This is a genomic window from Salmonella sp. SAL04214 (genome assembly GCF_046550615.1).
Classification (GTDB): Bacteria; Pseudomonadota; Gammaproteobacteria; order Enterobacterales; family Enterobacteriaceae; genus Salmonella; species Salmonella enterica.
Window position 1 is genome coordinate 1 of record NZ_JBGDXT010000014.1, and the last position, 13029, is coordinate 13029.

Below are 13029 nucleotides of genomic sequence, written 5' to 3' on the forward strand. Positions count from 1 at the left end.
ATTTTTCGTCTTGCGACGTCAAGAATCCGTATCTTCGAGTGCCCACACAGATTGTCTGATAAATTGTTAAAGAGCAGTGCCGCTTCGCTTTTTCTCAGCGGCGCGGGGTGTGCATATTACGCTTTCCCGCTTCAGAGTCAAGCGTTTATTTTCGCTTTTCTCCGTGAGGTTCTGGTCTGAACCCCGCTGACCCGGCGGCCTGTGTGCCGTTGTTCCGTGTCAGTGGTGGCGCATTATAGGGAGTTATTTCTGCCTGACAAGAGGAAATTTAAAATAATTTCTCAAGTGCCTGGTATTTACCCAAAACGCCATTAAACCGCCAGTTTTTCGAGCGTTTCAAAGCCATAACGCTGTAAAACGGGTAATAATTGTTCAGCTCCTGGCGTCATTGCCATGCAATAAGCAATATTGGCATCGGTTGATTTCGCATCCGGCGCTTCATGTTCCAACAGCCAGGCTGTACGACGCGCTATCGCCGCGCCGGAATCCACTAACCGCGTCCCTTCGGGCAGGACTTGCAAAAGCTCGTCCCGTAATAGAGGGAAATGCGTACACCCCAGAACGACCGTGTCAGGCGGCTCCGGCATTCGTAGCCATGGGCGTAATATGCGGCGCAGCTCTTCCAGCGAGACCGAGTCGCCATGTAATTTCGCTTCCGCCAGTTCCACCAGTTCTGCCGACCCCAACATGGCTATCTGACATTCATTAGCGAAGCGCGCAATCAGCTCGTGAGTATAAGGACGTTTGACCGTCGCTCTCGTCGCCAGTAGCCCGACGACGCCATTGGCGGTCAGCCGCGCCGCTGGTTTAATCGCAGGCACAACGCCCACCACCGGGAAGGCAAACTTTTCACGTAATGCGGGAAGTGAGACCGTACTGGCGGTATTGCAGGCAATCACCGCCAGTGAAAGGGGATAGCGCTGCTGTACCGCAGTCACAATCTCGACAACGCGCTCGACGATAAACGTTTCACTCTTTTCCCCGTAGGGGAAAGCCACGTTATCGAAAGCATATATATAGTGGAGATCCGGCAGGAGCCGCCGAATCTCATCATAGACCGACAATCCACCGACGCCGGAATCAAATACCAGCACGGTGGGACGTGGTTCAGAAGGTGTAGCTGCCAGACAAGGTGTATTCTCGTCCTGCAGTTTGGTAGCCATAAACTGTCTCGTAATCTTTGTCGAACAGGTTGGCTATTTTACCACGAACTGTCAGATGTGAGGTGACCGGATATGAAACTCCAATATCCCACAAGCTCAAGCCGCCCATTTTTACATCTCTATTATTGTCGTAGTCTTTATCGTAACGTTCGCCGAGGTACTGATACATCACATTCCAGCCGAGTTCAAAAATCTGTCCGGTCAGCTCATACTTTACCTGCTGCTTAGCACGGCGATAGAGAACCTTATTGGTTTCATCATCACGCGGATCGACGTATTGCAGCGTCAGGTGGTGATCTACCGGGCCAGTGGTGATATTTCCGGTCCACTCCAGACCTTTAATGGTGGCCGACTTCAGATTAACGTATTGATTATCTTTATAATCGATCAGGTTTTGAACCTTATAATGATATGCAGAAAGGCGCCAATCCAGCGGTCCGGTCAGCCCATCAATGCCGGCCTCCCACTGCCTGGATTCTTCCGGCTTTAGGTTTGGGTTAGCGGCAATACCAGGCCCATAAGAAGATGCAAAACGCGTCGCGCCATATTGCTGCCCAAGGGACGGTGCCAGGAACCCCGTACCATAGGAGAGAGTTGCCCGATAACCATCAACAAACTCCCAGCCCGTTGCGGTCTGCCATGTCCCATGCCAGCCGAACTGCTCATCATGATCTTCACGGCCAGAAGCTTCCAACGTGACACTATCGATTTGTTGCTGTCCGGTCAGATAGAGCCCGGTGGTATCACGTTTGTAAGTATCGGCCTTCGTTGTACTACTGGAGGTCAGTTTTTCCTGTTTCCAGTCAGCCCCACCGCTAACCGCTCCGTGCCCAACTTCAACACTATTACCCCATTGAATATAACGCTGCTCCATGTTATCCAGCGAGGCATCCCCCGCATACCGACCAAGATCGTTACTGTAGTTGTAATCTTTAATATGTTGATAATTGGCGATCAGCTGAGAAGAATAGATGCCAGAACTGTATTGCAGGCCAGCATCCCAAGATTGGGTGTAATTCTGGGCCTCATCATTGCCGCCAACATAACCATATGAACCCTGATCGTAATCGCTATTCGCCGTATAACCATAGCCGCGAAAGAAACCGGAGACGTTATCGTTAAACTTATGCTGTACGCCTCCCCAGAACAACTTATTGCGGTAGCCGTCCCGGTCACTGTCCCCGTTATAGGGAGAGTCAGGCTGAATGTTAAAACCCCTGGTCGTCTCATACGCCCCGGCAGCAGTTACAATCGTATCGCCAAACCGTTTATTCATAATCCCATCATAGGTCTGGTAGCCATCCGATCCCATACCGGCGTTGATCTGTGATTTCTCGTCATTGCTCATCGTAATAATATTGACGACGCCGCCAATCGCGCCAGAACCGTACACCGCTGAACGCGGTCCGCGAATGTATTCAATGCGCTGCACTAACGACACCGGAAGCTGACCAATATCAATCGCGTTACTAATGCCCGCCCGCGCCATCGGCACACCATCAATCAGTACCAGGACATGCCGCGATTCGGTGCCACGAACATACAGCGAGGAACTCTTCCCCATTCCGCCACTCTGTGAAATATCCACACCAGGAAGACGGCGCATTACGTCATTAAGATCTTTTGACTGCCAGCGCTGAATATCCTCGCGGGTGACGACATCGGTTGGCGCCAAAACAGAGTTTACAGGCTGCTGAAAACGGTTGGCGGTGACAACCAGGGTATCCGGGCTAGTGTCCTGCGCCCAAGCGGAAAAGGCCGTGACGGAGAACGCCGTCAGCAGCGTAGCTTTTTTAATCATTGTAAAGCATCCACAATATAAGAAGGATGCCGCAGGCTTCATCGATAGTACGCGATGATGAAAAACCAGATGCGACGTTAGCCGGCAGGTCTTCGGGCTTGGAGGGTTATCCGTTGGCTGGATAGCAGAAATGATGACTTCCCGCCGGAGGCAGTGTCTGCTTACGCTCTCATCTCACCTTTCCTTACCGCTGCGCGTCAGCTCCAGATTTTCACTGGATTCCCTATTAACTCACAGGACCGGCCCACGGATGCTACCGTCTGTCACAACACCCTGTCCAGACCGCGCATCACAAATCAGAAATCATCAATAGCTGGACATCCACTGAGCAATCCCTACAATCCCCGCGTACTTTTATTATTCAGGATGCGATATGACCCCCGAACATCTTCCGACAGAACAGTATGAGGCGCAGCTGGCCGAAAAAGTGGCGCGCTTGCAGAGTATGATGGCGCCGTTTTCTGACCTGGTTCCGGAAGTATTTCGCTCGCCGGTCAGTCACTATCGTATGCGTGCGGAATTTCGCCTGTGGCATGACGGCGATGACCTGTACCACATTATGTTTGATCAGCAGACCAAAAGCCGGATTCGCGTTGGCACCTTCCCGGCGGCCAGCCAACTGATTAATACCTTAATGAAGGCGATGATTGCCGGCGTGCGCGATAATCATGCACTGCGGCATAAGCTGTTCCAGATCGATTATCTCACGACCTTGAGCAACCAGGCGGTAGTGTCGTTGCTGTACCATAAGAAGCTGGACGAAGAGTGGCGTGAAGCCGCCACTGCGTTACGCGATGCTTTACGCGCGCAAGGTCTGAACGTACACCTGATTGGCCGGGCCACTAAAACCAAAATCGAATTGGATCAGGATTATATTGATGAGCGTCTGCCTGTGGCAGGTAAAGAGATGATCTACCGCCAGGTCGAAAACAGCTTTACGCAGCCAAACGCCGCCATGAATATTCAGATGTTAGAGTGGGCGCTGGAGGTGACGAAAGACTCAAAAGGCGATCTGCTTGAGTTGTATTGCGGCAACGGCAATTTTTCTTTAGCGCTGGCGCGCAATTTTAACCGCGTGCTGGCAACCGAAATCGCCAAACCGTCCGTCGCTGCCGCACAGTACAATATTGCCGCTAATCATATTGATAATGTGCAAATTATTCGCATGGCGGCGGAAGAGTTTACCCAGGCGATGAACGGCGTTCGTGAGTTTAACCGCCTGCAGGGGATCGACCTGAAGCGCTATCAGTGCGAAACCATTTTTGTCGATCCGCCGCGCAGCGGTCTGGACAGCGAAACGGAAAAAATGGTGCAGGCTTATCCACGTATTCTGTACATTTCCTGCAATCCGGAAACGTTGTGCAAAAACCTGGAAACGTTAAGCCAGACGCACACGGTGTCTCGCCTGGCGCTATTCGATCAGTTCCCGTATACGCATCATATGGAATGCGGGGTATTACTCACCGCAAGGTAAAATGTACGTCGGATGGCCGGTTATACCGCCATCCGGCATTCGCACACTATTCCGCGGTGTCCTGCTTGCGGTTACGCAGTTTAAAGCCAATCCAGAATACCAGAATCACCGACAGCACCGCCGGGAAGAAATTAGAGCCAATATCCGGATATTCTGCACGCACGACGGTGCTATACAGTAAAACGCCAAGAATGAAACAGGCGGCGGCCAACCCCGGCAAACCTACCGGCATAGTACGATTTTGGTAGCGCTGATGCAGGCAATATACCGTCAGCACCAGCGAGATAATCGGGAATACGGAGAACGGCACAATAGCGCTAAACAGCGCCGCGAATGTGCCGTTAATCGATAAGCCAGCGATGAGCGCCAGCAACAGCGTACCTTTATCTTGACCTGACTGTTTCATTACTCGTCCTTCACGTTATTCGGAATGATGTGCTATTTTCTCTTGCTCACGGCGATACCAGTAATACGCCCCTTTCGCAATCATGCGCAGTTGCAATACCAGCCGCTCTTCTAATTGCCGACGCTGTTCAGCGCCGATGTCCAACGCCTCTGCGCCCGCGCTAAAGACAATAGTCACCATCGCTTCGGCCTGGGCTTCAGTAAACGCGCGCGGCATATGGTTTTCGAGTTCCAGATAGTCGGCAAGTTCCGCAATAAAATGCTGAATCTCCCGCGCGACGGCGGCACGAAACGCCGCGGAAGTGCCGGAACGCTCGCGCAACAACAGACGGAAGGCGTTGGGGTTGTTGCCGATAAACTCCATAAATGTGGAGACCGACGTGCGAATGACGCTGCCGCCTTTCGCGATGCGCTGTCGCGCCTGACGCATCAACTGACGCAGCATCAGACCGCTTTCATCCACCATCGTCAGACCGAGTTCATCGACATCGCGAAAATGACGGTAAAACGACGTTGGCGCGATGCCCGCTTCACGCGCCACCTCACGCAAACTCAGGCTGGCGAAACTCCGCTCAGCGCTCAGTTGGCTGAATGCGGCTTCCACCAGCGAACGCCGGGTTTTTTCTTTTTGTTGCGCTCTAACACCCATCACAATGTCTGAATCCTTCCATATGCCTTATTCGGCACTATACCAGAGAATAAAAGTAACGGGTTCACACTGGATTGTGAATGATTGTTTACAGACAGTTTGTGCTCCGGCTTCGCAAAAAAGCACAACGATAATTGGGTTAAAGCCGGGCAAATGTTATCATCGTGTTTATTTTATGTATAAAAACAGGTGAGTAATACCATGCCACATTCCTGGGATTATGATGCAGTCGTCATAGGGTCAGGCCCCGGCGGTGAAGGCGCTGCAATGGGTCTGGTTAAGCAAGGAGCACGCGTCGCGGTGATTGAGCGTTATCATAACGTTGGCGGCGGATGTACCCACTGGGGCACCATTCCATCCAAAGCCCTTCGCCACGCCGTCAGCCGCATTATTGAATTTAATCAAAACCCGCTCTATAGCGACCACTCCCGTCTTCTTCGTTCTTCTTTCGCCGATATCCTTAATCATGCCGATAACGTGATTAATCAACAAACGCGTATGCGTCAGGGGTTTTATGAGCGTAACCACTGTGAAATCTTGCAGGGCAACGCCCATTTTATTGACGAACATACCCTGGCGCTGGAATGCCATGACGGCACGGTTGAAACCCTGACGGCAGAAAAATTTGTTATTGCCTGTGGTTCGCGTCCTTACCATCCCAGTGATGTGGATTTCTCGCATCCGCGCATTTATGACAGCGACTCAATCCTGAGTCTCCACCATGAACCGCGCCACGTTATTATTTACGGCGCTGGCGTTATCGGCTGCGAATATGCGTCCATCTTCCGCGGTATGGATGTGAAAGTGGATCTGATCAACACCCGCGATCGCCTGCTGGCCTTTCTCGATCAGGAGATGTCCGACTCTCTCTCTTACCATTTCTGGAATAGCGGCGTGGTGATTCGCCACAATGAAGAGTATGAGAAAATCGAAGGCTGCGATGATGGCGTCATCATGCACCTGAAATCCGGCAAAAAACTGAAGGCTGACTGCCTGCTCTATGCTAATGGCCGTACCGGTAACACCGATTCGCTGGCGCTGGAGAATATTGGTCTGGAAACAGACAGCCGTGGACAGCTCAAAGTCAACAGTATGTACCAGACCGCCCTGCCGCACGTCTATGCGGTGGGCGACGTGATTGGCTATCCCAGTCTGGCCTCCGCCGCCTACGATCAGGGGCGTATTGCAGCGCAGGCGCTGGTGAAAGGCGAAGCGACCGCGCATCTTATCGAAGATATCCCCACCGGGATTTATACCATTCCGGAAATCAGTTCTGTCGGCAAAACCGAGCAGCAGTTAACGGCAATGAAAGTGCCTTACGAAGTGGGCCGCGCGCAGTTTAAGCATCTGGCGCGAGCGCAAATCGTCGGCATGAACGTCGGCACGCTAAAAATTCTCTTCCACCGCGAAACCAAAGAAATTCTGGGGATTCACTGCTTTGGCGAACGCGCCGCCGAAATTATTCATATCGGCCAGGCGATCATGGAGCAGAAAGGTGGCGGTAACACTATCGAATACTTCGTTAACACCACCTTTAACTACCCAACCATGGCGGAAGCTTATCGGGTTGCGGCGTTGAACGGCTTAAACCGCCTGTTTTAACGCCTTGTCGAAATGGCCATCCATTGCGCCACGGATGGCCTCAGCCAGTTGCTCATAACGGCTACGCAGCGGCGATCCCGGGCGATAAACCAGCCCCACGGTACGACGCGGCTCCGGCTTAATGCATGGCAGATAAACCACGCCGTCGCGCTTACGCTCCTGCGGTACGGCCAGCGCGGGGAGTAGTGTAATACCACTGCCCGCCGCCACCATGTTGCGCAGCGTTTCCAGACTGGTCGCCCGGAAATGGGTATCTTCATCCGCTCCCGCTTCAAAACAGAACCCCATCGCCTGATCGCGCAGACAGTGGCCATCTTCCAGCATCAGCAATTTCTCGCCCGCCAGGTCGGACATCGGCACGCGATCGCGATTCGCCCACGGATGATCCTCATAAATAGCCAGCATCATGGGCTCATCAAACAGCGGCACTTCGATAAACGCCTCGCTCTCTTTCACCAGCGCCAGAATAGCGCAGTCAAGCTTGCCGCTATCGAGTTGCGCTAACAGCTGATGCGTTTGCGCCTCATGCAGATACATCTCCAGCTTCGGGAAAGTCTGGTGCAACATTGGAATGATAAGCGGCAGCAAATAGGGACCAATTGTTGGGATTAAACCAATATGCAGCGGGCCGGACATCGTCTCGCCTTGTTGGCTTGCCATCTCCTTGAGCACCTTGACCTCACGCAGTACGGTACGCGCCTGATCCACCAGCAGTAAGCCCGCCTGGGTAAACAGCACTTTACGGCTCGTACGCTCCAGCAGCATAACGCCCAGCTCATCTTCCAGCTTACGTATTTGCCCACTAAGGGTTGGCTGGCTGACGTGACAGGAGTCCGCCGCTCGCCGGAAATGGCGATGTTCGGCTAACGCCACCAGATATTCAAGATCACGAATATTCATTATTCATCCTCCGTCGCCACGATAGTTCATGGCGATAGGTAGCATAGCAACGAACGATTATCCCTATCAACCTTTCTGATTAATAATACATCACAGAACGGAGCGGTTTCTCGTTTAACCCTTGAAGACACCGCCCGTTTAGAGGGTATCTCTCGAACCCGAAATAACTAAAGCCAACGTGAACTTTTGCGGACCTCTGGTCCGCTTTTTTTTGCGTAAAAAAGCCCGGCGTCGCTGATGCTCGGCCGGGCAGTATTACCTGATAGCGTTACGCTTATAAGGCCTACAACGCGAGGCGCGCCCTGGCATCGTCGATGGCCTGCGCCACCTGCTGCGGAGAAACGCCGCCTTTTGCCGCCCGTTTATCCAGACACGACTGCAAAGACAACATCGGATACACATCGTCGCCAATCACGTGGCTGAATTTCTGTAAATCGGCCAGCGGCAACGCTTCCAGCGGCTTACCCTGGCGAATGGCTTCTACCACCGCTTCGCCGACAATATGGTGCGCTTCGCGGAACGGCACGCCTTTCGCGACCAGGTAATCCGCCAGCTCCGTGGCGTTGGCATACCCCTGTTGCGCCGCGTCCTGACAACGTGGGCGTTTCACCTGAATACCGTCCAGCACCAACGCCGCCATATGCAGGCAGTCAAGCCAGGTATCGAGCGCATCGAACAGCCCTTCTTTGTCTTCCTGCATATCTTTGTTATACGCCAGCGGCAGACCTTTTAAGGTCATCATCATGCCGGTTAGCGCCCCTTGTACGCGACCGCACTTACCGCGAATCAGCTCCAGCGCGTCCGGGTTTTTCTTCTGCGGCATTAACGATGAACCGGAAGTCACGCGGTCAGAAAGCTCTACAAAACCCGCTTCACCAGAATTAAAGAAAATCAGATCTTCCGCGAAGCGTGACAGATGCACCATGCCGATAGCCGCATCAGAAAGCAGTTCCAGTACGTGGTCACGATCGGACACGCTGTCCAGGCTATTGCGGGTCGCAGACGTAAAGCCCAGCCAGCCTGCCAATTGTTCACGGTCAATTTCATAGGCCGTTCCCGCCAACGCGCCGCAACCTAGCGGACTCACGTCCAGACGTTTAAGCGTGTCCTGCAGGCGGCTTTCATCGCGCGCCAGCATTTCGACATACGCGAGACACCAGTGGGCGAAAGTCACTGGCTGCGCGCGTTGCAGATGGGTATATCCCGGCATTACCGCGTCCTGGTTCGCCTGCGCGGTTTCCACCAGCGCGCTCTGTAACTGGCGGTTAGCGGTAAGCAGTTCCCTCACCGTCTCTTTGCACCACAGTTTCAGGTCCGTCGCCACTTGATCGTTACGGCTGCGCCCGGTGTGCAGCTTTTTACCCAACTGACCCACTTTGTCGATGAGCTTACCTTCCACCCAGCTATGGATATCTTCCGCATCGCTTTGCAGGATTTGCTGCGGATTCGCGCGAACCTCTTCCAGCAATACGTTCAGCGCTTCTTCCAACTGTCGTTGCTCATCGGCAGTCAGTACGCCTACCGTGACCAATGCTTTGGACCAGGCCACAGAACCGACAATATCCTGCTCCGCCAGACGGTAATCGAAGCGCAACGAATCATTGAATTGTTTAAACCGCTGGTCTGCCGCCTGTGTAAAACGCCCACCCCAAAGTGCCATAATAGACTTCCTTAAATTCTTCGAATTTCACTGCCGGATGGCGCTACGCTTATCCGGCCTACAATTTCTGTTCACGCAGGCCCGATAAGGCGCAGCCGCCATCGGGCGAACAAATAGTTAAGCCAGAATACGCGTGCCAATCGGCGTGCCGTTAAACAGCGCCGGCAGTTGCTCCGCATGACGCCAGGAAGCGATATCCACAGGGCGACCCAGCGCCCGCGCAGCATCGAGGGCCGCATTCACTTTCACAATCATCCCGTCGGTAATAATGCCCTGGTCGATAAGCTGCTCGGCTTTGGACGCCGTCATTTCGGCGATACGCTGGCCTTTGCCGTCCAGAATACCGCTCACGTCGGAAAGCAGGATCAGATCGGCCCCCAGCGTCGCCGCCAGCGCGGTTGCCGCCTGATCGGCGTTGACGTTCATCAGTTGGCCGTCGTCTGTTACGCCAATGGAGCTGACCACCGGCAGAAAGCCGTTTTCCAGCAGCATGTTAATCAGCTTCGGCGACCCCGGCTGCGCCAGCCCGACGTGGCCTAACGCTTCATCGAGTTGGGTCACGTTTACGCTGTCGCCATCGCCCAGAAACAGACCAACAGAGGCGATATGGTGTTTCTTCGCCCAGGCCAGCAGAGTTTTGTTAGCGGTTCCCGCCAGCGCGCCGGTAATGATGCCAATCTGATCGGCAGGCGTCACGCGCAGGCCGTCTTTCTTTTTCACTGGCAAATTAAGCCCTTTCATCAGCTCATCCACCACGCAACCGCCGCCGTGAACAATCACCAGCGGACGCTGATGGGACTCACGATAGTTGACCAGCGCGGTAAAAAGACGTTCCAGAGCCTCTTCGCTATCCAGTAATACGCCACCCAGCTTGATAATTAATGGATTCATCATTTCACCCTTAAATAAGAGACTGCGTTTCAGCGAAGCCAAAACGAATATTAGCGCACTGCACCGCCTGCGCCGCTGCGCCTTTCAACAAGTTGTCTTCGGTTGCCACCACAATCAGATGTTCGCCCTGGACGGCAAAACCAATATCGCAGAACGGCAGCCCGACGACGTTCTTTAACGCCGGAACGCCTTTGTCATACAGGCGCACCAGCGGTTTGTCGCCATAGGCTTTTTGCAACACGTCGGCGATCTGCGCATGGGTTACTCCCGCTTTCAGGCGGCAGGTAATGGTTTCCAGAATCCCGCGCGGGAAATTCCCCAGATGCGGGGTGAAGATGACCTCCGCGCCCAGATGGACGGCGATTTCCGGCTGATGACGATGCGTAAACACGCCATACGGTTGCAAACTCACTTCACAGAAACTGTTCGATATTGCCGCTTTGCGCCCCGCGCCGCTCACCCCGCTGGTGGCATTAATTACCGGCCACTGCGTCAGATCCAGAAGCCCGCCGTCAATCAGCGGTTTTAGCGACAACTGCGCTGCGGTTGGATAGCAACCAGGAACCGCAATCAGATTCGCCGTGTTCAGTTTATCGGCATTCCACTCCGCCAGACCATACACCGCCTGCTCCAGCAGCTCAGGATACTGATGAGTAAATCCGTAGTACTTTTCATAGAAGGCGCGATCGTTTACCCGAAACGCGCCGGAAAGATCGAATACGACGCATCCGGCCTGTAAAAACTGCGGCGCCAGATCGTGGCTCACTTCATGCGCTGTCGCCAGGAACACCACATCAACATCTGCGCTAAAGTCACGTACATCCGACATCGGTTGCAATGGCAGGTCGACAATCCCTTTTAACTGCGGATGTAAATCAGAAATTAACTTTCCTGCATCATTGCTTTGCGCTGAGACGGTCAAAGCGGTTATGGTCATATGTGGGTGGCGATTTACGTAGCTTACAAGCTCTGCGCCCGCATAACCGCTAGCGCCTACAATCAGCGTATTCAACATCGGGTTCCTTTATGCTCAACGTTAATGTATTTTTATTCATAATTAATGCATGAATATTGATACTATCATGACCTGAGGTGTGTCAACAATGAAAAACGTTTTACCGCCATTTATCGAGATTTACCGCGCTCTGATTGCCACACCGTCGATAAGCGCAACCGAAGAATCCCTGGATCAAAGTAATGCGTCTTTAATCACTTTGCTTGCAGGCTGGTTCAGCGATCTTGGTTTCAACGTAGAGGTTCAACCGGTTCCAGGAACGCGAAACAAATTTAATATGCTCGCCAGCACCGGACATGGCGCGGGCGGTTTGCTGCTGACCGGCCATACCGACACGGTTCCCTTTGATGACGGACGCTGGACGCGCGACCCGTTCACGCTGACCGAGCACGACAATAAGCTCTATGGCCTGGGCACTGCGGATATGAAAGGCTTCTTCGCTTTTATTCTGGACGCGCTACGTGACGTTGACGTCACAAAGTTGAAAAAGCCGCTCTACATTCTGGCGACCGCCGATGAAGAGACCAGCATGGCGGGGGCGCGTTATTTTTCCGAAACCACGGCATTACGTCCGGACTGCGCGATCATTGGCGAACCGACGTCGTTGCAACCGATACGCGCGCACAAAGGGCATATCTCTAATGTCGTTCGCGTCCTGGGGCAGTCCGGTCATTCCAGCGACCCGGCGCGTGGGGTTAACGCCATTGAACTGATGCACGATGCGATTGGCCATATCATGCAACTGCGTGACTCGCTGAAAGCGCGGTATCACTACGAGGCGTTTACCGTTCCGTATCCAACGCTGAATCTGGGCCATATTCACGGCGGCGATGCCTCAAACCGTATCTGCGCCTGCTGCGAATTGCATATGGATATTCGTCCACTGCCGGGCATGACGTTAAACGACCTTAATGGACTGCTTAACGACGCGCTGGCCCCGGTAAGCGAACGCTGGCCGGGCCGCCTGACGGTGGCGGAATTACATCCGCCGATTCCAGGTTATGAGTGTCCACCGGACCACCAACTGGTTGAAGTAGTAGAAAAACTGTTGGGAACGAAAACCGACGTGGTGAACTACTGTACTGAAGCGCCGTTTATGCAGACATTATGCCCAACGCTGGTGCTTGGTCCGGGCTCAATTAATCAGGCGCATCAGCCGGATGAATATCTCGAAACGCGTTTTATTAAGCCAACCCGGGAATTGATTACCCAGGTAGTACATCATTTTTGCTGGCATTAATGCATATTGCCCGGTGACGCGATGTTTACCGGGCCTACCCCGTCTTGTAGGCCGGATAAGCGCAGCGCCATCCGGCATCTCTACGCCACATGTTCATAAGCATTTCTTATTTGGCACGATGCGAATTAACTTTAATAAATTACCGCCATTTTTTCGTTTGCTGAACCGATTTCGCAGTAATTGACGCCACGGGTTTTACGTGGCTTTATAAAGATGAGAAGTGATGTGA

General features: G+C 53.2%; 11 protein-coding genes and 1 riboswitch. Of the genes, 3 read left to right on the plus strand and 8 right to left on the minus strand.

Annotated features, from left to right (window positions below; translation table 11 throughout):
- Positions 1 to 311: 311 nt before the first annotated feature.
- Together murI and btuB are read right to left on the minus strand one after the other, a co-directional pair.
- The gene (gene murI, locus ACLJQD_RS19985) at positions 312 to 1163 is read right to left on the minus strand and encodes a glutamate racemase (protein ID WP_000201804.1); all 852 of its coding nucleotides are present in this window, start codon (positions 1161 to 1163) and stop codon (positions 312 to 314) included.
- Positions 1108 to 2964, minus strand: a complete 1857-nt coding sequence (gene btuB / locus ACLJQD_RS19990) for a TonB-dependent vitamin B12 receptor BtuB (protein ID WP_000591415.1) — start codon at positions 2962 to 2964, stop codon at positions 1108 to 1110. The genes murI and btuB overlap by 56 nt, the downstream gene beginning before the upstream one ends.
- A gap of 65 nt (positions 2965 to 3029) precedes the next feature.
- Positions 3030 to 3223, minus strand: a riboswitch (cobalamin riboswitch).
- A 114-nt stretch (positions 3224 to 3337) separates the two neighbouring features.
- Here btuB and trmA point away from each other — a divergent pair.
- Complete coding sequence (trmA, locus tag ACLJQD_RS19995) at positions 3338 to 4438, plus strand: tRNA (uridine(54)-C5)-methyltransferase TrmA (protein ID WP_017441854.1); 1101 nt, start codon at positions 3338 to 3340, stop codon at positions 4436 to 4438.
- A gap of 46 nt (positions 4439 to 4484) precedes the next feature.
- Here trmA and ACLJQD_RS20000 read toward each other — a convergent pair whose 3' ends face one another.
- Complete coding sequence (locus ACLJQD_RS20000) at positions 4485 to 4844, minus strand: YijD family membrane protein (RefSeq protein WP_000813834.1); 360 nt, start codon at positions 4842 to 4844, stop codon at positions 4485 to 4487.
- Between the two features lie 15 nt (positions 4845 to 4859).
- Entirely contained in the window at positions 4860 to 5495 is a 636-nt protein-coding gene (gene fabR, locus ACLJQD_RS20005) for an HTH-type transcriptional repressor FabR (protein ID WP_000971958.1), read from the minus strand.
- Positions 5496 to 5693: 198 nt separating this feature from the next.
- Here fabR and sthA point away from each other — a divergent pair, with 198 nt between their 5' ends.
- On the plus strand, positions 5694 to 7094 hold the full coding sequence (gene sthA / locus ACLJQD_RS20010) for a Si-specific NAD(P)(+) transhydrogenase (RefSeq protein WP_001120791.1): 1401 nt from the start codon (positions 5694 to 5696) through the stop codon (positions 7092 to 7094).
- On the opposite strand, the gene oxyR is transcribed toward sthA, so the two are convergent.
- The 4 genes from oxyR to argC form a co-directional block, all read right to left on the minus strand.
- Positions 7077 to 7994, minus strand: a complete 918-nt coding sequence (oxyR, locus tag ACLJQD_RS20015; protein ID WP_001025919.1) for a DNA-binding transcriptional regulator OxyR — start codon at positions 7992 to 7994, stop codon at positions 7077 to 7079. The two genes, sthA and oxyR, sit on opposite strands and share 18 nt — an antisense overlap.
- Before the next feature lie 283 nt (positions 7995 to 8277).
- A complete protein-coding gene (gene argH / locus ACLJQD_RS20020) occupies positions 8278 to 9654 on the minus strand; it encodes an argininosuccinate lyase (RefSeq protein WP_017441855.1) in 1377 nt (458 codons plus the stop codon).
- Positions 9655 to 9771: 117 nt separating this feature from the next.
- Positions 9772 to 10548 carry an acetylglutamate kinase gene (gene argB / locus ACLJQD_RS20025; RefSeq protein WP_001575262.1) on the minus strand — a complete coding sequence of 259 codons (777 nt, stop codon included), beginning with the start codon at positions 10546 to 10548 and terminating at the stop codon, positions 9772 to 9774.
- Between the two features lie 7 nt (positions 10549 to 10555).
- Complete coding sequence (gene argC / locus ACLJQD_RS20030; RefSeq protein ID WP_017441856.1) at positions 10556 to 11560, minus strand: N-acetyl-gamma-glutamyl-phosphate reductase; 1005 nt, start codon at positions 11558 to 11560, stop codon at positions 10556 to 10558.
- Between the two features lie 88 nt (positions 11561 to 11648).
- On the opposite strand from argC, the gene argE reads away from it, so the two are divergent.
- The gene (gene argE, locus ACLJQD_RS20035; protein WP_000800208.1) at positions 11649 to 12800 is read left to right on the plus strand and encodes an acetylornithine deacetylase; all 1152 of its coding nucleotides are present in this window, start codon (positions 11649 to 11651) and stop codon (positions 12798 to 12800) included.
- Positions 12801 to 13029: the final 229 nt, after the last annotated feature.